Genomic DNA, 20,349 nt, shown 5'->3' with positions numbered 1-20,349 from the left:
GGCATCATGCCAGCATTAGATTTAATTAGACCTTCAGTCACCGCAATGCGTGTGATTGCCTCGGTAAATGACGGTTTTGCCCGCGAACTTAAATTACCGCCACATATACGTAGCCTCGGACTCATCACAGCAGATTCTGATGACGTGGCGTATATTGCCGCAGACGAAGCGACAAAACAGGCAATGGTCGAAGTGGTTTATGGCCGCTCGCTATATGCCGGTGCGGCGCACAGTCCCTCTCCAACCTCGGGCGAAGTGCTGATTATGCTCGGTGGACCAAACCCGGCCGAAGTTCGCGCGGGTCTGGACGCGATGGTGGCCAATATTGAAAGCGGGGCGGCATTCCAGTGGGCGAATGACGCAGAAGATACCGCCTTCCTGGCGCATGTGGTTTCGCGTACCGGTTCGTATCTCTCCGCAACCGCGGGATGCCGACTGGGCGATCCGATGGCGTATCTGGTAGCACCGCCGCTGGAAGCGACATTTGGTATTGATGCCGCGCTGAAATCTGCCGATGTACAACTGGTGACCTATGTACCACCGCCGTCAGAAACTAACTATTCAGCCGCGTTTTTGACCGGTAGCCAGGCCGCTTGTAAAGCCGCATGTAACGCCTTTGCCGATGCCGTTCTGGATATTGCCCGTAATCCAATCCAGCGCGCGTAAGAGAGGTAGTGATGATCAATGCACTGGGATTACTGGAAGTGGATGGCATGGTGGCTGCCGTGGACGCGGCCGATGCCATGCTGAAAGCCGCGAACGTGCGTCTGCTTAGCCACGAAGTGCTCGATCCTGGTCGGCTGACGCTGGTGGTGGAAGGCGATCTGGCGGCATGCCGCGCAGCGCTGGATGCTGGCAGTGCAGCCGCAGCGCGTACGGGCCGTGTTATCAGCCGTAAGGAAATAGGCCGGCCGGACGATGACACCCAGTGGCTGATCGGCGGTTTTAAACGCCAGCCGAAGAAACCTGAACAGAAGCCAGAAGCGAAAACAGAAGTGAAACCAGAGAAGACACAGGACGCCCCAGTGACGTCTGAATCCTCTGCCCAACTTCTGACGCTGTTAGCATCGGTCCGTCAAGGAATGACGGCAGGGGAAGTGGCGGCCCACTTTGGCTGGTCACTTGATGAAGCCAGAAATGCGCTGGAACAGCTCTTTTCTGATGGAGCGTTGCGTAAACGCAGTAGTCGCTACCGCTTAAAAAATTAACCTGTCGGAGGGCCGGGGGCTTCGTTGAAGCTTCCGGCTTAAAAGATCATGAAAAAGAACCGTACTGCAAACTTGCACCATCTTTATCATGAAGTATTACCCGAAGACGTTAAACTGACGCCGAAAGTGGAAGTGGACAACGTTCACCAACGGCGAACAACGGATGTGTATGAGCACGCGCTGACGATTACCGCCTGGCAGCAGATCTACGACCAGCTGCATCCGGGAAAATTTCATGGCGAGTTCACGGAAATCCTGCTCGATGATATTCAGGTGTTCCGTGAATACACCGGACTGGCGCTGCGTCAGTCGTGCCTTGTCTGGCCAAACTCATTTTGGTTTGGCATTCCGGCCACGCGCGGCGAGCAGGGATTTATTGGTACCCAGTGTTTGGGTAGCGCTGAAATTGCCACCCGCCCTGGCGGGACGGAGTTTGAACTGAGTACCCCGGATGATTACACCATTTTGGGTGTCGTCATTTCGGAAGAGGCCATTGCTCGTCAGGCCAACTTCCTGCATAACCCGGAAAGGGTGTTGCATATGCTGCGCAATCAGTCGGCGCTGGAAGTTAAAGAACAACACAAAGCCGCGCTATGGGGCTTTGTGCAGCAGGCGCTGGCGACGTTTAGTGAGAATCCTGAAAACCTTCACCAACCCGCGGTGCGTAAAGTGTTGGGGGATAACCTGCTGCTGGCGATGGGCACCATGCTGGAAGAAGCGCAGCCGATTATGACTGCGGAGAGCATCAGCCATCAGAGCTATCGTCGCTTGCTGTCACGTGCGCGCGAATATGTGCTGGAAAATATGTCAGAGCCGCTGACCGTGCTCGACTTATGCAATCAGCTGCACGTTAGCCGCCGGACGTTGCAAAACGCCTTTCACGCGATCCTCGGTATTGGCCCGAATGCCTGGTTGAAACGTATTCGCCTGAACGCCGTGCGCCGTGAGTTGATAAGCCCATGGTCACAGAGTGCGACGGTGAAAGACGCCGCCATGCAGTGGGGATTCTGGCATTTAGGGCAGTTTGCCACCGACTACCAGCAGCTGTTTGCGGAGAAACCGTCGTTGACGCTGCATCAGCGTATGCGCCAGTGGGCATGATGAGATTATTGTGCCGGATGCGACGCTAACGCGTCTTATCCGGCCTACGGGTTTGCCGTTGTTGCAGGCCTGATAAGCGTAGCGCCATCAGGCAATTACACCCAGTCGCGGACCTGAATAAACTCGCTAAGGGCAGCTTCCGGGCTGTTCGCTTCTGGCTGCCAGTCATACTCCCAGCGTACCAGCGGCGGCATCGACATCAGAATCGATTCCGTGCGCCCGCCGGTTTGCAAACCGAACAACGTGCCGCGATCCCACACCAGATTAAATTCCACATAGCGCCCACGACGATACAGCTGGAAATTACGTTCGCGCTCGCCCCAGCTCATCATTTTGCGGCGTTCGACGATGGGCAGATACGCCTCGGTGTATCCTTGACCTACCGCCTGCATAAAAGCGAAGCAGTGGTCGAAATCAGGGGTATTCAAATCATCGAAAAACAGCCCGCCAATGCCGCGCTGCTCGTTGCGGTGCTTGAGGAAGAAGTAGTCATCGCACCACTTTTTGTAACGTGGATAAACGTCATCGCCAAACGGCTGGCACAGGTCCCGCGCCGTGCGATGCCAGTGAACCGCATCCTCATCAAAGCCGTAGTAGGGCGTTAAGTCAAAGCCACCGCCAAACCACCACACGGGATCGGCCCCCGGTTTTTCCGCGATAAAAAACCGTACGTTGGCATGACTGGTTGGAATGTAGGGATTCTGCGGGTGCACCACCAACGAGACGCCCATGGCTTCAAAACTGCGCCCGGCAAGCTCCGGGCGATGCGCGGTAGCCGAGGCCGGCATTGCATCGCCGTGGACGTGGGAGAAGTTGACGCCTGCTTGCTCGAAAATACCGCCGTTACGCAACACCCGACTGCGCCCGCCGCCGCCCGCTTCGCGTTGCCAGTTATCCTCAACAAATTCGCTGCCGTCTACGGTGGATAACTGCTGACAAATTTCATCCTGCAGGCTGAGCAGGAACTGTTTTACGCGCTGTGCATCGGGCTTCATGGTTAACGTTTCTTCGAGTGTGCTTTCTGGTTATCAAACCAGTGGAAATAGCTGATGATGCCATTGGCGATAGCGGTGGCGATTTTCTGACGAAACGCCGCCGTACCCAGCAATCGTTCTTCTTCCGGGTTGGTGATGAACGAGGTTTCGACCAGGACCGACGGAATCGAAGGTGATTTTAGCACCACGAAGGCGGCCTGTTCCGTGCTGCGACTGTGCAGACGGTGTACCGGCTTGATCTTCTTAAGAATATGCGAGCCTAACGTCAGGCTGTTTTTTATGGTGTCAGTTTGCACCAGATCGAACAGCACCTGCTGCAACAAATGATCTTTGTCAGTGGCCTTCTTTCCGGCGACTTCATCGGCCCGGTTTTCACGATCGGACAGATATTTCGCCATGGCGCTACTGGCGCCGCGATTGGATAAGGCAAAGACCGAAGCACCCGCAGCGCTCGGATTGGTAAAACCGTCGGCGTGGATCGACATGAACAGGTCGGCACCATGTTTGTGGGCGATCTCGACGCGATCGTAGAGCGGAATAAACGTATCGCCGGAGCGGGTCAGGCGTGCATCAATCCCTTGGTTACGTAGGATCGAGCGCACGTTTTTGGCAATCGCCAGTACCACGTGCTTTTCTTTCGACCCGTTGCGACCAATTGCGCCGGTATCAATCCCTCCGTGCCCCGGATCAAGGACAACAACGCGCTTAGCACCGGATTTTTTCGCTTTCGGTTTGCTGTGTCCATTGCTGGTCTTTAGCGCTTCTTCTTTAGCGATGGCTTGTGACATGCCTGACAGCGTCAGGGCGGCCAGCCCGGCTTTCAGCACCTGGCGGCGCGATGTGAGTGTTTTTAGTGGTTTAAAAGTGCTCATACGGCCTGAGTTGTAAAAAAAAGGTTCTAAACGTTATATCGTATCGCGTAGTCCGTTGCGACGGATCGAGATAAGAATTGTTTTACTTTTCATTTCAATACGTGACAATTCCGTATTATGCCATTTTTTCCGTCGCTTCGCGTCAGATATTGGCTAAATCAGCCGTTCGCGCCATAATCGCTTTTTAACGTCCTGAAAAGGTACCCAATACCATGGAAATACGCGTTTTTCGCCAGGAAGATTTCGAAGAGGTGATCACCCTCTGGGAGCGTTGTGATTTGCTGCGTCCATGGAACGACCCTGAAATGGACATCGAACGTAAAGTCAATCATGACGTCAGCTTGTTCCTCGTTGCTGAAGTGAACGGCGAGGTGGTCGGTACGGTGATGGGCGGATACGACGGGCATCGCGGTTCCGCCTATTACCTGGGCGTGCATCCTGAGTTTCGCGGTCGCGGCATCGCCAATGCGCTGCTCAACCGCCTGGAGAAAAAGCTCATTGCCCGCGGTTGTCCGAAGATTCAAATCATGGTGCGTGACGATAACGACGTCGTACAGGGCATGTATGAACGTTTGGGCTATGAACATGCGGATGTACTCAATCTGGGCAAGCGTTTGATCGAAGATGAAGAGTACTGAGTTTCATCCGGCCGACTATGACGGTCATGGGCGTCTGCGCCTGCCTTTTCTCTTCTGGTGCGTACTGCTGTTGCAGGCACGCACCTGGGTATTGTTTGTGATTGCCGGTTCTTCCCGTGAGCAGGGCAACACCTTGCTGAATCTGTTTTATCCCGATCATGACGCATTCTGGCTTGGGTTGCTTCCCGGCGTTCCCGCCGTGTTGGCGTTTTTACTCAGTGGGCGACGCTTTGCGTTTCCGGTGCTCTGGCGCTGGCTGCGCGGATTATTGATTCTCGCTCAACTGGTGCTGCTGTGCTGGCAGCCGGTGATGTGGCTGGCAGGCGATCCTCTCAATGGCGTCGGGCTGGCGCTGCTGGTGGCGGATATTGTCGCGCTGATCTGGCTGTTAACCAATCAACGTCTGCGCGCCTGTTTTTCCCTTGAGAAAGAATAACGGCACTTTTTGGGGAAACCGGACTCCAAGCAACGTTGATAAATAAGGAAGGAAGTGAAATGAAATCACTGCGTTTGACTTTATGCGCGATGCCGCTGCTACTGGCCGGGTGTTCAACGTTGTCCTCGGTGAACTGGTCTGCCGCCAATCCGTGGAACTGGTTTGGTTCTTCAACGCAGGTCACAGAGCAGGGCGTAGGAGCTTTAACGGGCGCTACGCCGCTGGATGAAAAAGCCATTGCTGATGCGCTGGACGGTGATTACCGCCTGCGTAGCGGAATGAAGACCGATAACGGTAATGTGGTGCGCTTCTATGAAGCGATGAAAGACGACAAGCTGGCGATAGTCATCAACGGCAGCCAGGGAACCATCAGTCGTATTGATGTATTAGATCACGATATTTCGTCAGCCGCGGGTGTCGAAATCGGTACACCGTTTAGCGACCTTTACACTAAAGCTTATGGTAATTGCCAAAAAGCAACCGGCGATGACAGCGCGGGCGTTGAGTGTAAAGCTGAGGGAAGTCAACATATTAGCTATATTTTTTCCGGTGAATGGAGCGGACCTGAGGATATAATGCCGTCTGACGACACGCTGAAAGCGTGGAAAGTAAGCAAAATTATCTGGCGGCGTTAATTTGCGTCTGAACAAATCGGCTTGTTAAAAAAACAGGTAGAATAGCGCCCATCAATGCCACGATGTCGTGGCATCTTTTTTTCAGGAGGAACAATGTCTCAGGTTCAGAGTGGCATTTTGCCAGAACATTGCCGTGCGGCGATTTGGATTGAAGCCAATGTTAAAGGCGACGTTGATGCCCTGCGTGCGGCCAGCAAAACCTTCGCCGATAAGCTGGCGACCTTTGAAGTTAAGTTCCCGGATGCGCATCTGGGCGCGGTTGTCGCTTTTGGCAACAACACCTGGCGTGCATTGAGTGGCGGCGTCGGTGCTGAAGAGTTAAAAGACTTTATCCCTTACGGTAAAGGTCTGGCACCAGCAACCCAATATGACGTGTTGATCCATATTCTCTCTTTGCGTCATGACGTGAATTTCTCCGTTGCGCAGGCGGCAATGGAAGCATTTGGCGACTGTATTGAAGTTAAAGAAGAAATCCACGGTTTCCGTTGGGTCGAAGAGCGCGATCTCAGCGGCTTTGTTGACGGTACGGAAAACCCGGCAGGCGAAGAAACGCGCCGTGAAGTTGCCGTTATCAAAGATGGTGTGGATGCCGGTGGCAGCTATGTGTTTGTGCAGCGTTGGGAACATAACCTGAAGCAGCTTAATCGCATGAGCATCCATGACCAGGAAATGATGATTGGTCGTACCAAGGAAGCCAACGAAGAGATCGACGGTGATGACCGTCCGGTCACCTCTCACCTGAGCCGTGTTGACCTAAAAGAAGACGGTAAAGGGCTGAAAATTGTGCGCCAGAGCCTGCCATACGGTACTGCCAGCGGCACGCATGGTCTCTATTTCTGCGCCTACTGCGCTCGTCTGTACAACATTGAACAACAATTGCTGAGCATGTTTGGTGACACTGACGGTAAGCGTGATGCGATGCTGCGCTTCACCAAACCGGTAACCGGCGGCTATTACTTTGCACCGTCGCTGGACCGTTTAATGGCGCTGTAATGGTGAGCTGATCCTGTTATCGGCCACGAAATAGACATCCCCGCATCGTCGGGGATTTTTTTACCTGAGATTAACCTGATTTAGTGAGCTATTCCTCAGCACTAATTTGTTATTGCTGTATCTTCTGCGTGAATGAAGCGAAGGCTTCATATTCAAAAGGAGAATATTGAAATGGGAAAACTCACGGGCAAAACAGCATTGATTACGGGCGCATCTCAGGGTATTGGCGAGGGTATCGCCAGAACGTTTGCCCGCCATGGTGCGAACTTAATCCTGCTGGATATCTCCGATGAGATTGAAAAACTGGCGGATGAGTTGGCTGGGCGTGGGCACCGTTGCACAGCCGTTCACGCTGACGTCAGAGATTTTGCGTCGGTCAAGGAAGCGGTGACGCGCGCGAAGCAGATTGAAGGCAAAATCGATATTCTGGTGAACAATGCCGGCGTATGCCGCCTCGGCAACTTCCTTGATATGAGCGATGAAGATCGCGATTTCCACATTGATATCAACATTAAAGGCGTCTGGAACGTGACGAAAGCCGTTCTGCCGGAGATGATTGCGCGCAAAGACGGGCGCATCGTGATGATGTCATCGGTGACCGGCGATATGGTTGCTGACCCGGGCGAAACGGCCTACGCGCTGTCGAAAGCCGCGATCATCGGTTTGACCAAATCCCTGGCGGTAGAATATGCGCAGTCCGGCATTCGCGTGAATGCCATTTGCCCGGGCTACGTACGTACGCCGATGGCGGAAAGCATTGCGCGACAGTCTAACCCGGAAGATCCTGAATCCGTTTTAGTCGAAATGGCGAAAGCGATCCCGATGCGTCGTTTGGCCTGCCCGCTTGAGGTCGGTGAACTGGCGGCGTTCCTGGCATCGGATGAGTCCAGTTATTTAACTGGCACGCAAAACGTGATTGATGGCGGCAGCACCCTGCCTGAAAGCGTTAGCGTCGGCGTCTGATTGATGCCGGTCTCCTCCCCATGTGCTGGGGAGGAGGTACCCCTTATTCTCTTTTCAACTTTCAAATCATCAAACGGTATATAAAACCGTTACTCCTTTAGCACTGGTTATAAATATGATGACCATAAGAAAGTCATTTAATTTATAAGGGTGCGCAATGGCCGTTAACTTACTGAAAAAAAGAACACTGACGCTGGCAGCCATGCTGTTGCTGGTGGGGCAAGCGCAGGCAACGGAACTGCTGAACAGTTCATACGATGTTTCCCGCGAGCTGTTTGCCGCCCTTAATCCGCCGTTTGAACAGCAATGGGCGAAGGATAACGGCGGCGACAAACTGACGATTAAACAATCTCATGCCGGGTCATCAAAACAGGCGTTGGCGATTTTGCAGGGGCTGAAAGCTGACGTCGTGACCTATAACCAGGTGACCGACGTGCAGATCCTGCATGACAAAGGCAAGCTGATCCCTGCCGACTGGCAAAGCCGCCTGCCGAATAACAGTTCGCCATTCTATTCCACCATGGCGTTTTTGGTGCGTAAGGGCAACCCGAAGAATATCCACGAATGGAACGATCTGGTTCGCCCGGACGTGAAGCTGATTTTCCCGAACCCGAAAACCTCCGGTAACGCACGCTATACCTATCTGGCAGCGTGGGGCGCGGCAGATAAAGCGGACGGTGGGGATAAAGCCAAAACCGAACAGTTCATGACCCAGTTTCTGAAAAACGTGGAAGTATTTGATACCGGCGGTCGCGGTGCAACGACCACCTTTGTTGAACGCGGTCTGGGTGATGTGCTGATCACGTTTGAATCGGAAGTGAACAACATCCGTAAACAGTATGAAGATCAGGGTTTCGAAGTGGTGGTGCCGAAGGTCAACATTCTGGCGGAGTTCCCGGTGGCCTGGGTAGATAAAAATGTGCAGGCCAACGGTACTGAAAAAGCGGCGAAAGCTTACCTGAACTGGCTGTACAGCCCGCAGGCGCAAACCATCATTACCGATTTCTACTACCGCGTGAATAACCCACAGGTAATGGACAAGCTGAAAGATAAATTCCCGCAGACCGAATTGTTCCGTGTGGAAGATAAGTTTGGCTCGTGGCCTGAAGTGATGAAAACGCACTTTGTCAGCGGCGGTGAGCTGGACAAACTGCTGGCGGCGGGGCGTAAGTAAATGTTTGCTGTTTCTTCCCGACGTGTGCTGCCCGGCTTCACTTTGAGCCTGGGCACCAGCTTACTGTTTGTCTGCCTGATATTGCTGCTGCCGCTGAGCGCGCTGGTGATGCAACTGGCGCAAATGAGCTGGGCGCAATACTGGGATGTGATTACCAATCCGCAGGTGGTGGCGGCTTATAAAGTGACGCTGCTGTCGGCGTTTGTGGCGTCGATTTTTAACGGCGTGTTCGGTTTGCTGATGGCGTGGATCTTAACACGCTATCGCTTTCCGGGCCGTACGCTGCTGGATGCGCTGATGGACCTGCCGTTTGCACTGCCTACGGCGGTGGCAGGTCTGACGCTGGCGTCTCTGTTTTCGGTTAATGGCTTCTACGGCGAGTGGCTGGCGAAGCTGGATATCAAGGTGACCTACACCTGGCTCGGTATCGCGGTAGCGATGGCCTTTACCAGCATTCCGTTTGTGGTGCGTACCGTGCAACCAGTACTGGAAGAGTTAGGCCCGGAATATGAAGAAGCAGCTGAAACGCTCGGTGCTACGCGCTGGCAAAGTTTCCGTAAAGTAGTGCTGCCGGAGCTGTCTCCTGCGCTGGTGGCGGGCGTTGCGCTGTCGTTTACCCGCAGCCTCGGTGAGTTTGGCGCGGTTATTTTTATCGCCGGAAACATCGCATGGAAAACCGAAGTGACCTCGCTGATGATTTTTGTTCGCTTGCAGGAGTTTGACTACCCGGCCGCCAGCGCGATTGCTTCTGTGATCCTCGGGGCGTCGTTGTTGCTGCTGTTTTCAATTAACACCTTGCAAAGTCGCTTCGGTCGACGCGTGGTAGGTCACTGATGGCAGACATTACTCAATTGAAACGCTATGACGCACCCCGCATTAACTGGGGTAAATGGTTTCTGATCGGCACGGGCATGCTGGTATCGACCTTTATTTTGCTGGTACCGATGATTTATATCTTCGTGCAGGCGTTCAGTAAGGGATTAATGCCGGTACTACAGAACCTGGCGGATCCGGACATGCTGCATGCCATCTGGCTGACGGTGCTGATTGCGCTGATTGCGGTCCCGGTGAACCTGGTGTTTGGTGTGTTGCTGGCCTGGCTGGTGACCCGTTTTAACTTCCCAGGACGCCAACTACTACTGACGTTACTGGATATTCCATTTGCTGTCTCGCCGGTAGTCGCCGGTCTGGTCTATCTGCTGTTTTACGGCTCTAACGGCCCGCTTGGTGGGTGGCTGGATGAGCATAACCTGCAAATTATGTTTGCCTGGCCGGGGATGGTGCTGGTGACAGTGTTCGTGACCTGTCCGTTTGTGGTGCGTGAGCTGGTGCCGGTGATGTTAAGCCAGGGCAGCAATGAAGATGAAGCGGCTGTGTTGCTGGGTGCATCCGGCTGGCAGATGTTCCGCCGCGTTACGCTGCCGAATATCCGTTGGGCATTGCTGTACGGTGTGGTGTTGACCAACGCCCGTGCGATTGGTGAGTTTGGCGCGGTGTCAGTGGTTTCCGGCTCGATTCGCGGCGAAACCTTATCGCTGCCGCTACAGATTGAATTACTGGAGCAGGACTACAATACGGTCGGCTCCTTTACCGCCGCGGCGCTATTAACGCTGATGGCGATTATTACCCTGTTTTTGAAGAGCATGTTGCAATGGCGTCTGGAGAACCAGGAAAAACGCGCGCAGCAGGAGGAAAATCATGAGCATTGAGATTGCCAATATTAAGAAGTCTTTTGGTCGCACCCAGGTGCTGAACGATATCTCGCTGGATATTCCTTCAGGTCAGATGGTCGCGCTGCTGGGGCCATCCGGCTCGGGCAAAACCACGCTGCTGCGCATTATTGCCGGGCTGGAGCATCAGTCCAGCGGGCATATCCGTTTTCACGGTACCGACGTCAGCCGATTGCACGCCCGCGACCGTAAGGTGGGGTTCGTGTTCCAGCACTATGCGCTGTTTCGTCATATGACCGTTTTCGACAATATCGCGTTTGGTCTGACGGTCCTGCCACGGCGTGAGCGCCCGAATGCGGCGGCCATCAAAGCAAAAGTGACCAAACTTCTGGAAATGGTTCAACTGGCTCATCTGGCGGACCGTTTCCCGGCACAGCTCTCCGGCGGACAAAAGCAGCGCGTGGCATTGGCGCGTGCGCTGGCGGTGGAGCCGCAGATTTTATTGCTCGACGAGCCGTTCGGCGCGCTTGATGCGCAGGTGCGTAAAGAGCTGCGTCGCTGGCTGCGCCAGCTGCATGAAGAGCTGAAGTTTACCAGCGTGTTTGTCACCCACGACCAGGAAGAAGCAACGGAAGTCGCAGACCGCGTGGTGGTGATGAGCCAGGGTCATATCGAACAGGCTGATGCGCCGGATCAGGTATGGCGCGAACCGGCTACCCGTTTTGTTCTGGAATTTATGGGTGAGGTTAACCGCCTGCAGGGGACGATTCGTGGCGGCCAATTCCACGTGGGCGCGCACCGCTGGCCGCTGGGTTATACGCCTGGCTATCAGGGACCGGTGGATTTGTTCCTGCGCCCGTGGGAAGTGGACGTCAGCCGTCGTACCAGCCTGGATTCGCCATTGCCGGTGCAGGTGCTGGAAGCTAGTCCGAAGGGGCACTACACCCAATTAGTTGTACAACCCCTCGGGTGGTACAACGAACCGCTGACGGTCATCATGCAAGGCGATGACTCCCCGAGCCGCGGTGAACGGCTGTTTGTCGGGCTGCAAAATGCACGCTTGTATAACGGCGACCAGCGTATTGAAACGCGTGAAGAGGAACTTGCCCTGGCGCAATCAGCCTGATAGGTTAATTTGCATAGTTATCGCCCGGTGGCGCTACGCTTACCGGGCTTTTTTACGAGCTGAAAACGTGAACACATTAGAAAAAACAATTGGCAATACGCCTCTGGTGAAATTACAACGTCTGGCGCCGGATAACGGTAGTGAAATTTGGGTCAAGCTGGAAGGCAATAATCCCGCAGGTTCGGTGAAAGACCGCGCCGCGTTGTCGATGATCGTCGAAGCGGAAAAGCGCGGAGAAATTAAGCCAGGCGATGTGCTGATTGAGGCGACCAGCGGTAATACCGGAATTGCACTGGCAATGATCGCCGCGCTGAAGGGCTACCGCATGAAGCTGTTGATGCCAGACAACATGAGTCAGGAGCGCCGTGCGGCGATGCGCGCCTATGGTGCCGAGCTGATTCTGGTCACCAAAGAGCAGGGGATGGAAGGCGCGCGCGATTTAGCTCTTGAAATGGCGCAGCGTGGAGAAGGTAAGTTGCTGGATCAGTTTAATAATCCGGATAACCCGTACGCGCATTACACCACCACCGGACCGGAAATCTGGCAGCAGACGTCAGGTCGTATTACCCACTTTGTCTCCAGTATGGGAACGACAGGCACCATTACCGGTGTGTCGCGTTTTCTGCATGAGCAAGAAAAAGCGGTCACTATCGTTGGCCTGCAGCCGGAAGAGGGCAGTAGTATTCCGGGAATTCGCCGCTGGCCTGCGGAATATATGCCGGGCATTTTTAACGCCTCGCTGGTGGATGAGATGCTGGATATTCATCAGAATGATGCCGAAAATACCATGCGTGAACTGGCCGTGCGTGAAGGAATTTTCTGCGGTGTCAGCTCTGGCGGCGCGGTCGCGGGCGCGTTACGCGTTGCACGTGCTACGCCCGGCGCGGTAGTTGTGGCGATCATCTGCGATCGCGGCGATCGCTACCTTTCGACCGGCGTCTTTGGTGAAGAGCACTTTAATCAGGGGCTGGGAATTTAACTTTTTGGCCTGATAAGCGCAGCGCCATCAGGTAACTGCCTGGCACGATGGCCGGATAATGTTTTATCCGGCCAGGGATGATTAATCGTTACGTTTTTCCACCAGCTTATCCAGGAATTGCCACAGCTTCTCATTCATTTGCTGGTAGTCCCAGGCGCGCATCTCTTCAACCGGGCGGATGAAGCGTTTCCCTTCAGCTTCAGCCAACTCTTGCTCTGAGTGCTGAATTAATCCTTCAATCGCGTCAGCTGTGAACTCCATATGGCACTGGAAACCATAGACGAAATTACCGTATTGCACGATTTGTCGCAGGCAGCCCTCACTGGTAGCAAGAATTATCGCCTGGTCGGTTAACCCCGGCATGTCGTTGTGCCAGTGACCGACGATAAGCGATGAGCCGAAATGGCTGAACAGCGGGTTCTGTTGACCGGCTTCGGTCAGAACGATGGGGTAGTGACCAATTTCTTTTTCCGGACTCTGGCACACCTTCGCACCCAGCGCTTCGCCGATTAACTGTGAACCCAGGCAGATCCCCACCACAATTTTACGTGCCGCAATCGCCTGGTTGATCAGATGCTGCTCGGCCTGAGAATCAAAGTACGGGCACTCTGCCAGCGTGGTTCGTGGTGACTGTGGACCGCCAAACACCACCAACATATCGAAATCATCGGCGTTCGCAGGGACTGCTTCTCCGGCATAAACGCGCGACCAGGTGATGGTATAGCCGCGTGATTCGGCCCACGGCAGATACGCGCCAGCAGATTCAAAAGACTCATGAATAACAAAATGAACTCGCACTTTTTCTCTCCTGTTAGCGCTTTAGCGCCTGATGAATATCAACCGCCAGCTTATCAATGTCGCTGTCAGTTAAGGTTGAAAGCGTAATACGCAGGCCGTGGGCGGGCGTATTGACGCCAAACACTTCGCCTTCCCGCACCAGCCAGCCGGACTTTGCCAGCGCAAAAGCGATCGCCTGGCTGTTATCTTCCAGCGGTAGCCACATATTCAGACCGTCACCAACGGGCATCTCAATGCCATGTCGCCGCAGTGCTGCCGCCAACGTTTGCTGCTGGACGGCGTAAAACTGCTGCGTTTGTGCCAGTGTGTGTTGATATGTCTCGTCACTCAGGCACGCGCAGGCTAAATCCTGCAGCAGATGGCTGACCCACTGACTACCGGAGTTGAGCCGTAAACGCAGTTTCCCGGATGTGACGGGATCGCTGACTACGATGGCCAGGCGTAAATCCGGGCCTAAGGTTTTCGACATCGAACGGACAATCGCCCAGTGCGTGGTTTCCTTCGCAATCACCGGATACCAGTGGCAAGCAGATAGCAGCGCAAAGTGGTCGTCGACGATCACCAGAGTCTGCGGATAGCGGGCCAGGATTTCCTGCAATTGCGCCGCGCGTGAGGCGCTCAGGCTGCATCCTGTGGGGTTATGCGCGCGCGGTGTCAGAATTACCGCCCGCGCACCTTTCTGTAGCGCGAGTTCCAGTTGGTCCGGCAGCATGCCTTCGTGGTCAACATTGGCCGGACTGGCGGAGAAACCAGCATAACGCAGCATGTTGATGCTGCTCAAAAAGCATGGATCTTCTACGACAACGCTATCACCAGGCAGTAAATGGGCGCACAGTAGCCGTTCGATAGCATCAATGGCGCCGCTGGTGATATCAATTTCCCCTTTGCCGGGCATTGCATTTTGCATCCATTGTGATGCCCATACTTTAAGCCCTGGTGACACAGCGGCATCGCCGTACAAACGCGGATTCTTATTTATCTTTGCGAAATAACTACTCAGGTCAGGAAGCCGCGAGGGCGCTGGATTCCCGCCGGAAAGATCGACAAGCGGGGTATCCGGATTACCACCTTCCAGCGCAACCGGGGCAGTAATCCCCTTAATCACCGTGCCGTTGCGTCCCAGGCTCTGCGCCAACCCGGAGGTGACCAGGCGTTTGTAAGCCGCCGCGACAGTATTACGGTTCACGTTTAATTCCGTTGCCAGTTCCCGCACTGGTGGCAACGTTTCTCCCGCTGCCAGCGTGCCTGTAGCGACATGTTGACGGATACTGTCAAAAATTTCGTTAGCGGTTTTTCCGTCGATCATTATTGACCTATGACAAAATGAATTTTAGCATATGACGATAATAATGAGGCGTAAGCGCGCTGTCCAGCGAGAGGAGAAATTTATGGAGCAGGGGAGTGATATTCAGTCAGTGCTCTTCGACGATAAGCATCGGGCATTACAGACCGATATTGTCGCCGTCCAGTCACAGGTGGTATATGGCAGCGTAGGCAACAGTATCGCTGTTCCGGCTATTAAAGCGCAGGGATTACGCGTGACGGCAGTACCAACGGTACTGTTCAGTAACACCCCGCATTATGAAACCTTTTATGGCGGCGTTATTCCGGCCGAGTGGTTTAGCGGTTATCTCCGCGCCTTAAATGAGCGCGATGCTCTGCGCGAGCTGAAGGCGGTGACTACAGGATACATGGGCAGCGCAGAGCAAATCGCCTTGCTGGCACAGTGGCTGGAAACCGTTCGGGCAACGCATCCGGACCTGTGCATTTTGGTCGACCCCGTGATTGGCGATACGGATAGCGGTATGTATGTCAAAGCCGAAATCCCGGAGGCTTATCGTCAGCACCTGCTGCCGCTGGCGCAGGGGCTGACGCCGAACGTGTTCGAGCTGCAAATGCTGAGCGGAAAGCCGTGTCGAACGCTTGATGAAGCCATTACGGCGGCACAATCACTGCTCACTGACACCCTGAAATGGGTGGTAATTACCAGCGCGCCGGGGGATACCGAAGAGATTATTAACGTTGCGGTGGTGACGGCTGAAACGGTTGAGGTGTTAGCTCATCCGCGAGTGAAAACGGATCTGAAGGGGACTGGCGATCTGTTTTGTGCAGAGCTGGTGAGCGGCCTTGTACTGGGGAAAGCGCTGACGACCGCGACTCACGACGCCGCGCAGCGGGTGCTGGACGTGATGACGTGGACGCACCTGTGCGGTTGTGATGAATTAATTCTGCCACCGGCAGGGGAGGCGCGATGAAGAGTTACCGGCTGGTAGTTCGCCAGAATGGGCGTATGGTTGGACATTTTGACACCAACGGGGCAGCAGCGCTGGAAGATATCTGTGTAGCGCGGGCCATGTTTGGTATTGCGGGTGGCTACGACTGTGAATTGTTAGTGGCAGACTCGGAGCGACGGATGCTGGAAAGCGGGCCGGAAGGGATGAAGATTCTGATGCGCGAGGCGTGTTACCGACCGGTCACCTCACAAATTTAACGCTTTTCCGACCTATAAAAGATAAAAATCGTTATCGGGGTATATACAAAATCATTCAGGTTGCATCAAGGCGGCAAAGGAGAGAATCCCCGGCGTACATGAGTACGTGGCTGGGGTGAGCGACTGCAGCCAACACAGAGGCAATCTGAAGGATGAAGTATATAAAAAAAATGGCGCCATCAGGCGCCATCTTTCTCTGCAAAAAGAATTACTTCTTGATGCGGATAACCGGAGTCTCACCCACTGTCACGCTACCGGACAGTTTGATCAGCTCTTTGATTTCGTCCATGTTGGAGATAACAACCGGAGTCAGGGTAGACTTGGCTTTTTCTTCCAGCAGCGGCAGATCGAATTCAATAACCGGGTCGCCCACTTTCACGCGCTGACCTTCTTCAGCGATGCGTTTGAAGCCTTCGCCTTTCAGTTCAACGGTATCAATACCGAAGTGAACAAACAGCTCAATGCCGCTGTCGGATTCGATAGAGAAAGCGTGGTTGGTTTCAAAGATTTTGCCGATGGTGCCATCAACAGGGGCAACCATTTTGTTACCGGTTGGTTTGATAGCAATGCCATCACCAACGATTTTTTCAGCAAAAACTACATCCGGCACGTCTTCGATGTTGACGATCTCGCCAGAGAGCGGAGCAACGATCTCAATAGTTCCGGTGTCTTTCTTATCATCAGAAACCAGAGATTTCAGTTTATCGAACAAACCCATGATCTTCTCCTAAGCAGTAAATTGGGCCGCATCTCGTGGATTAGCAGATTGTTTTTTCTTCAATGAACTTGTTAACCAGCGTCATTAACTCGTCCGTTGTCGGTTGAGCAAGAGCCTGCTCTGCTAACACCTTCGCATCTTCGAAGTTCGTGTTACGGATAATCTTCTTAATGCGCGGGATAGAAATGGCGCTCATAGAGAATTCGTCCAGACCCATCCCCAGCAACAGAAGTGTAGCACGTTCGTCGCCTGCAAGCTCACCACACATGCCAGTCCATTTGCCTTCAGCATGAGAAGCATCAATAACTTGCTTGATCAGCGTCAGCACAGATGGCGACATCGGTTGGTAAAGGTGTGAAATCATATCATTACCACGGTCAACTGCCAGGGTGTACTGCGTTAAATCATTGGTGCCGATACTAAAGAAATCAACTTCTTTGGCTAAATGACGCGCAATTGTTGCCGCAGCTGGTGTTTCCACCATCACGCCAATCTCAATGCTTTCGTCAAATGCTTTACCTTCGTCGCGCAGTTCCTGTTTGTAGATTTCGATCTCTTTGCGCAGTGCACGCACTTCTTCAACAGAGATGATCATTGGGAACATGATGCGCAGTTTACCGAAAGCGGAGGCGCGCAGGATAGCGCGAACCTGGTCACGCAGGATCTCTTTACGATCCATGGCGATACGCACGGCACGCCAGCCCAGGAACGGGTTCTCTTCTTTCGGGAAGTTCATGTACGGCAGCTCTTTATCGCCGCCGATGTCCATGGTACGGACGATGACCGCCTGAGAGCCACAGGCTTCAGCAACGGCTTTATACGCAGCAAACTGTTCTTCTTCAGTTGGCAGCGACTCACGGTCCATGAACAGGAATTCGGTGCGGTACAGACCCACACCTTCAGCGCCGTTACGCTCGGCGCCTTCAACGTCACGAACGGTACCGATGTTGGCGCAAACTTCAACCTGGTGACCGTCCAGCGTGATAGCCGGCAGATCTTTCAGCTTAGCGAGTTCCGCTTTCTCGGTTGCAACCTGCTCCTGAACGGCACGCAGTTGCTCAATAACGTCGTTGGTCGGATTGACGTAAACCTGATTGTTTACGGCATCCAGAATCAGATAGTCGTCGTTTTTCACCTGAGAGGTTACGCTACCCGTACCTACGATAGCAGGCAGTTCCAGAGAACGCGCCATGATAGAGGTATGGGAAGTACGTCCGCCCGCGTCAGTGATGAAACCCAGCACCTTGTTCAGGTTCAGCTGTGCGGTTTCTGACGGGGTCAGGTCTGCGGCAACCAGGATAACTTCGTCCTGGATAGCGCTTAGGTCAATAATTGCCAGACCCAGAATGTTACGCAGCAGGCGTTTACCGATGTCACGTACGTCAGCCGCACGTTCTTTCAGGTATTCATCATCCAGCTCTTCCAGGGCTGTGGCCTGACCTTCGATAACTTCATGCGCAGCTGCATCAGCCGTCATGTGCTTATCTTTAATCAGGGCTATGATTTCCTGCTCCAGCTCCTCATCTTCGAGCAGCATGATATGCCCTTCAAAGATGGCTTCTTTTTCTTCACCGAACGTTTCACCAGCTTTGGTTTTGATCGCTTCCAGTTGCGCAGATGCCTTGGCACGACCGCTCAGAAAACGTTCAACTTCCTGATCAACCTTGTCGGCAGAAATTTTTTTCCGGTCAATGACGATCTCGTCTTCTTTCAGCAGCAATGCTTTACCGAAAGCGATACCCGGGGATGCTAAAATGCCTGAAATCATAACCCTACCTTACTTGTGACTGATATTTAAAAGAACTCGTTGAACTTACTCGAGTTCAGCCATCAGTTTAACCAGATGCTCAACTGCTTTCTGCTCGTCTTCACCTTCTGCGGACAGGGTGACAACGGTACCCTGAGTCAGGCCCAGAGTCTGCAGTTTAAACAGGCTTTTGGCGCTAGCGCTTTTGCCGTTGGAAGTCACAGTAATTTCAGAAGTAAAGCCTTTTGCTTCTTTAACAAACTGAGCAGCAGGGCGAGTATGCAGACCGTTCGGAGCGGTAATGGTAACTTCTTGCTGGAACATTATATTTCCCCAACTTATAGGTTTAGTGTTGTGGAACTAAAGTCTAGCCTGGCGGCTCAACTTTAGCCTGTATTGTTAGCATCGGCGTAAACTGGACGCGACACAAAAGGAGTTCGGTGCAATCCGTTGCTGGCAACTTCTTGCCGCTGACGTTTCGTTCGTCATTAAACATTATGCAGCGAAAGGAAGAGTTGAACCAAATCATAAAATCGATTCAGCTAGCGCTTTTCCTGTAACGATTAATTTCGCGCATCAAAATAATTAGCTTGGTTAAATACCAGTTCCGGCGGGTTGAATCAATGCCAGGAGAGTTGAAACTTTGAAGCAGGCCACAAAAAAGCACCCAAAAGGGTGCTTTTTTACGCGTTTTTAACATGCTGGCACTACTGTTGCAGTTCTTTCTCTGTAAAGAGATCGGCAAACAGTGCAGTGCTCAGATAACGCTCACCCGATGACGGTAGAATAACCACTATATTCTTATTGGTAAAGGTTTCATCTTCCTGGAGCTTAAGCGCGGCAGCAACCGCAGCACCGGAAGAGATCCCAGCCAGAATACCTTCTTCTTCCATCAGACGACGCGCAGTAGAAATAGCTTCATCATTAGTGATGGCAACGACTTTATCGATAAGCTTCAGATCAAGGTTGCCCGGAATAAAGCCTGCGCCAATGCCCTGAATTTTATGCGGGCCTGGTTTGAGTTCTTCACCTGCCAGCGCCTGGGCGATAACCGGGGAGTCGGTAGGTTCAACCGCGACGGTGATCAGATCGGTTTTGCCTTTAGTGCCTTTAATGTAACGGGTCACACCAGTCAACGTACCGCCGGTACCGACGCCGGAAATAAAGACATCAACCTGGCCATCGGTATCTTCCCAGATTTCCGGGCCGGTGGTTTTTTCGTGGATTTCCGGGTTTGCCGGGTTGCTGAACTGCTGCAGCAGCAGGAATTTTTCCGGATCGCTGGCCACAATTTCTTCCGCTTTCTGAATCGCGCCCTTCATTCCTTTTGCGCCTTCGGTCAGCACCAGGTTCGCGCCCAGCGCTTTTAAGAGCTTGCGGCGCTCAATGCTCATGGTTTCAGGCATGGTCAGAGTCAGTTTGTAACCGCGAGCTGCGGCAACGTAGGCCAGCGCAATCCCTGTGTTGCCGCTGGTTGGTTCGACCAGCTCTACACCCGGTTTCAGTACACCACGTTTTTCGGCATCCCAAATCATGTTGGCACCGATACGGCATTTGACGCTAAAGCTTGGGTTGCGTGATTCCACCTTCGCCAGAATGCGTCCGTTACCGATACGGTTCAGTCGAACCAGCGGCGTATGACCGATAGTCAGCGAGTTGTCTTCAAAAATCTTACTCATGGCCTGTCCTTAACTGTATGAAATTGGGATACCGCTTCAGCATACCTGTTGAGAAAGTATGGGGAAGTAAGGAATTCGTATATCTATATGCCACCAGGAAATAATGCGTTGCAGTATGGAATAAGA

Annotated in this window: 23 protein-coding genes; 15 read left to right on the top strand and 8 right to left on the bottom strand. The window is 53.3% G+C overall.

The features are described from left to right. Window positions 1-6 precede the first annotated feature (6 nt). The 3 genes from eutL to eutR are packed head-to-tail and all read left to right on the top strand — an operon-like array spanning window position 7 to window position 2,309. A complete protein-coding gene (eutL, locus tag OGY33_RS12765) occupies window positions 7-666 on the top strand; it encodes an ethanolamine utilization microcompartment protein EutL (RefSeq protein ID WP_003838537.1) in 660 nt (219 codons plus the stop codon). An 11-nt stretch (window positions 667-677) separates the two neighbouring features. Next, window positions 678-1,208, top strand: coding sequence for an ethanolamine utilization microcompartment protein EutK (gene eutK / locus OGY33_RS12760; protein WP_003835033.1), 531 nt, complete (start codon window positions 678-680; stop codon window positions 1,206-1,208). Window positions 1,209-1,256: 48 nt separating this feature from the next. Beyond that, the gene (gene eutR / locus OGY33_RS12755) at window positions 1,257-2,309 is read left to right on the top strand and encodes an HTH-type transcriptional regulator EutR (protein ID WP_003835032.1); all 1,053 of its coding nucleotides are present in this window, start codon (window positions 1,257-1,259) and stop codon (window positions 2,307-2,309) included. 95 nt (window positions 2,310-2,404) lie between these two features. Here the strand turns inward: eutR and hemF are convergent, their stop codons facing one another. Further along, window positions 2,405-3,304, bottom strand: a complete 900-nt coding sequence (gene hemF, locus OGY33_RS12750; protein WP_048224960.1) for an oxygen-dependent coproporphyrinogen oxidase — start codon at window positions 3,302-3,304, stop codon at window positions 2,405-2,407. Window positions 3,305-3,306: 2 nt separating this feature from the next. Beyond that, complete coding sequence (gene amiA, locus OGY33_RS12745) at window positions 3,307-4,176, bottom strand: N-acetylmuramoyl-L-alanine amidase AmiA (protein ID WP_003038046.1); 870 nt, start codon at window positions 4,174-4,176, stop codon at window positions 3,307-3,309. Window positions 4,177-4,388: 212 nt separating this feature from the next. Here amiA and OGY33_RS12740 point away from each other — a divergent pair, with 212 nt between their 5' ends. The 10 genes from OGY33_RS12740 (at window position 4,389) to cysM (ending at window position 12,790) form a co-directional block, all read left to right on the top strand. Further along, entirely contained in the window at window positions 4,389-4,814 is a 426-nt protein-coding gene (locus OGY33_RS12740) for a GNAT family acetyltransferase (RefSeq protein ID WP_003038048.1), read from the top strand. After that, on the top strand, window positions 4,801-5,250 hold the full coding sequence (locus tag OGY33_RS12735; RefSeq protein WP_008785415.1) for a DUF2919 domain-containing protein: 450 nt from the start codon (window positions 4,801-4,803) through the stop codon (window positions 5,248-5,250). Before OGY33_RS12740 ends, OGY33_RS12735 begins: the two co-directional genes overlap by 14 nt. Before the next feature lie 59 nt (window positions 5,251-5,309). After that, a complete protein-coding gene (locus OGY33_RS12730) occupies window positions 5,310-5,885 on the top strand; it encodes an RpoE-regulated lipoprotein (RefSeq protein ID WP_032944164.1) in 576 nt (191 codons plus the stop codon). Window positions 5,886-5,978: 93 nt separating this feature from the next. Continuing rightward, a complete protein-coding gene (gene yfeX, locus OGY33_RS12725; protein ID WP_191238247.1) occupies window positions 5,979-6,878 on the top strand; it encodes a porphyrinogen peroxidase in 900 nt (299 codons plus the stop codon). 171 nt (window positions 6,879-7,049) lie between these two features. After that, on the top strand, window positions 7,050-7,841 hold the full coding sequence (ucpA, locus tag OGY33_RS12720; RefSeq protein WP_003835020.1) for an SDR family oxidoreductase UcpA: 792 nt from the start codon (window positions 7,050-7,052) through the stop codon (window positions 7,839-7,841). 157 nt (window positions 7,842-7,998) lie between these two features. After that, entirely contained in the window at window positions 7,999-9,015 is a 1,017-nt protein-coding gene (cysP, locus tag OGY33_RS12715; protein ID WP_003835019.1) for a thiosulfate/sulfate ABC transporter substrate-binding protein CysP, read from the top strand. After that, a complete protein-coding gene (cysT, locus tag OGY33_RS12710) occupies window positions 9,016-9,849 on the top strand; it encodes a sulfate/thiosulfate ABC transporter permease CysT (protein ID WP_003038061.1) in 834 nt (277 codons plus the stop codon). After that, on the top strand, window positions 9,849-10,724 hold the full coding sequence (gene cysW, locus OGY33_RS12705; protein ID WP_149607883.1) for a sulfate/thiosulfate ABC transporter permease CysW: 876 nt from the start codon (window positions 9,849-9,851) through the stop codon (window positions 10,722-10,724). Before cysT ends, cysW begins: the two co-directional genes overlap by 1 nt. After that, window positions 10,714-11,811 (top strand): sulfate/thiosulfate ABC transporter ATP-binding protein CysA, encoded by a 1,098-nt coding sequence (gene cysA, locus OGY33_RS12700; protein WP_003038066.1) that lies wholly within the window; start codon window positions 10,714-10,716, stop codon window positions 11,809-11,811. Before cysW ends, cysA begins: the two co-directional genes overlap by 11 nt. Before the next feature lie 67 nt (window positions 11,812-11,878). Continuing rightward, window positions 11,879-12,790, top strand: coding sequence for a cysteine synthase CysM (gene cysM / locus OGY33_RS12695; RefSeq protein WP_191238248.1), 912 nt, complete (start codon window positions 11,879-11,881; stop codon window positions 12,788-12,790). Window positions 12,791-12,871: 81 nt separating this feature from the next. Here the strand turns inward: cysM and OGY33_RS12690 are convergent, their stop codons facing one another. Next, complete coding sequence (locus OGY33_RS12690; protein WP_191238249.1) at window positions 12,872-13,588, bottom strand: type 1 glutamine amidotransferase; 717 nt, start codon at window positions 13,586-13,588, stop codon at window positions 12,872-12,874. 13 nt (window positions 13,589-13,601) lie between these two features. Further along, window positions 13,602-14,894: a MocR-like B6 salvage transcription factor PtsJ gene (ptsJ, locus tag OGY33_RS12685; protein WP_191238250.1), complete on the bottom strand. Its 1,293-nt coding sequence runs from the start codon at window positions 14,892-14,894 to the stop codon at window positions 13,602-13,604. Window positions 14,895-14,976: 82 nt separating this feature from the next. Here ptsJ and pdxK point away from each other — a divergent pair, with 82 nt between their 5' ends. Next, window positions 14,977-15,843 (top strand): pyridoxine/pyridoxal/pyridoxamine kinase, encoded by an 867-nt coding sequence (pdxK, locus tag OGY33_RS12680; RefSeq protein WP_191238251.1) that lies wholly within the window; start codon window positions 14,977-14,979, stop codon window positions 15,841-15,843. Then, the gene (locus tag OGY33_RS12675) at window positions 15,840-16,079 is read left to right on the top strand and encodes a hypothetical protein (RefSeq protein WP_008785406.1); all 240 of its coding nucleotides are present in this window, start codon (window positions 15,840-15,842) and stop codon (window positions 16,077-16,079) included. Before pdxK ends, OGY33_RS12675 begins: the two co-directional genes overlap by 4 nt. Window positions 16,080-16,287: 208 nt before the next feature. Here the strand turns inward: OGY33_RS12675 and crr are convergent, their stop codons facing one another. From crr to cysK, 4 genes are all read right to left on the bottom strand, one after another. Beyond that, window positions 16,288-16,797 carry a PTS glucose transporter subunit IIA gene (gene crr / locus OGY33_RS12670; RefSeq protein WP_000522253.1) on the bottom strand — a complete coding sequence of 170 codons (510 nt, stop codon included), beginning with the start codon at window positions 16,795-16,797 and terminating at the stop codon, window positions 16,288-16,290. Window positions 16,798-16,837: 40 nt separating this feature from the next. Further along, window positions 16,838-18,565, bottom strand: coding sequence for a phosphoenolpyruvate-protein phosphotransferase PtsI (gene ptsI, locus OGY33_RS12665; protein ID WP_008785405.1), 1,728 nt, complete (start codon window positions 18,563-18,565; stop codon window positions 16,838-16,840). 45 nt (window positions 18,566-18,610) lie between these two features. Then, window positions 18,611-18,868, bottom strand: a complete 258-nt coding sequence (gene ptsH / locus OGY33_RS12660; RefSeq protein ID WP_002913505.1) for a phosphocarrier protein Hpr — start codon at window positions 18,866-18,868, stop codon at window positions 18,611-18,613. A 383-nt stretch (window positions 18,869-19,251) separates the two neighbouring features. Further along, on the bottom strand, window positions 19,252-20,223 hold the full coding sequence (gene cysK / locus OGY33_RS12655; RefSeq protein WP_003038091.1) for a cysteine synthase A: 972 nt from the start codon (window positions 20,221-20,223) through the stop codon (window positions 19,252-19,254). Window positions 20,224-20,349: the final 126 nt, after the last annotated feature.

The sequence above is a fragment of the Citrobacter sp. Cpo032 genome (assembly GCF_030332975.1).
GTDB lineage: Bacteria > Pseudomonadota > Gammaproteobacteria > Enterobacterales > Enterobacteriaceae > Citrobacter > Citrobacter portucalensis.
This window is presented reverse-complemented; position numbering and strand designations above follow the sequence as displayed.

Coding starts and splice junctions, on each gene's coding strand:
- eutL (WP_003838537.1), top strand. CDS start 7: ATGCCAGCATTAGATTTAATTAGACCTTCAGTCACCGCAATGCGTGTG.
- eutK (WP_003835033.1), top strand. CDS start 678: ATGATCAATGCACTGGGATTACTGGAAGTGGATGGCATGGTGGCTGCC.
- eutR (WP_003835032.1), top strand. CDS start 1,257: ATGAAAAAGAACCGTACTGCAAACTTGCACCATCTTTATCATGAAGTA.
- hemF (WP_048224960.1), bottom strand. CDS start 3,304: ATGAAGCCCGATGCACAGCGCGTAAAACAGTTCCTGCTCAGCCTGCAG.
- amiA (WP_003038046.1), bottom strand. CDS start 4,176: ATGAGCACTTTTAAACCACTAAAAACACTCACATCGCGCCGCCAGGTG.
- OGY33_RS12740 (WP_003038048.1), top strand. CDS start 4,389: ATGGAAATACGCGTTTTTCGCCAGGAAGATTTCGAAGAGGTGATCACC.
- OGY33_RS12735 (WP_008785415.1), top strand. CDS start 4,801: ATGAAGAGTACTGAGTTTCATCCGGCCGACTATGACGGTCATGGGCGT.
- OGY33_RS12730 (WP_032944164.1), top strand. CDS start 5,310: ATGAAATCACTGCGTTTGACTTTATGCGCGATGCCGCTGCTACTGGCC.
- yfeX (WP_191238247.1), top strand. CDS start 5,979: ATGTCTCAGGTTCAGAGTGGCATTTTGCCAGAACATTGCCGTGCGGCG.
- ucpA (WP_003835020.1), top strand. CDS start 7,050: ATGGGAAAACTCACGGGCAAAACAGCATTGATTACGGGCGCATCTCAG.
- cysP (WP_003835019.1), top strand. CDS start 7,999: ATGGCCGTTAACTTACTGAAAAAAAGAACACTGACGCTGGCAGCCATG.
- cysT (WP_003038061.1), top strand. CDS start 9,016: ATGTTTGCTGTTTCTTCCCGACGTGTGCTGCCCGGCTTCACTTTGAGC.
- cysW (WP_149607883.1), top strand. CDS start 9,849: ATGGCAGACATTACTCAATTGAAACGCTATGACGCACCCCGCATTAAC.
- cysA (WP_003038066.1), top strand. CDS start 10,714: ATGAGCATTGAGATTGCCAATATTAAGAAGTCTTTTGGTCGCACCCAG.
- ptsJ (WP_191238250.1), bottom strand. CDS start 14,894: ATGATCGACGGAAAAACCGCTAACGAAATTTTTGACAGTATCCGTCAA.
- pdxK (WP_191238251.1), top strand. CDS start 14,977: ATGGAGCAGGGGAGTGATATTCAGTCAGTGCTCTTCGACGATAAGCAT.
- OGY33_RS12675 (WP_008785406.1), top strand. CDS start 15,840: ATGAAGAGTTACCGGCTGGTAGTTCGCCAGAATGGGCGTATGGTTGGA.
- crr (WP_000522253.1), bottom strand. CDS start 16,797: ATGGGTTTGTTCGATAAACTGAAATCTCTGGTTTCTGATGATAAGAAA.
- ptsI (WP_008785405.1), bottom strand. CDS start 18,565: ATGATTTCAGGCATTTTAGCATCCCCGGGTATCGCTTTCGGTAAAGCA.
- ptsH (WP_002913505.1), bottom strand. CDS start 18,868: ATGTTCCAGCAAGAAGTTACCATTACCGCTCCGAACGGTCTGCATACT.
- cysK (WP_003038091.1), bottom strand. CDS start 20,223: ATGAGTAAGATTTTTGAAGACAACTCGCTGACTATCGGTCATACGCCG.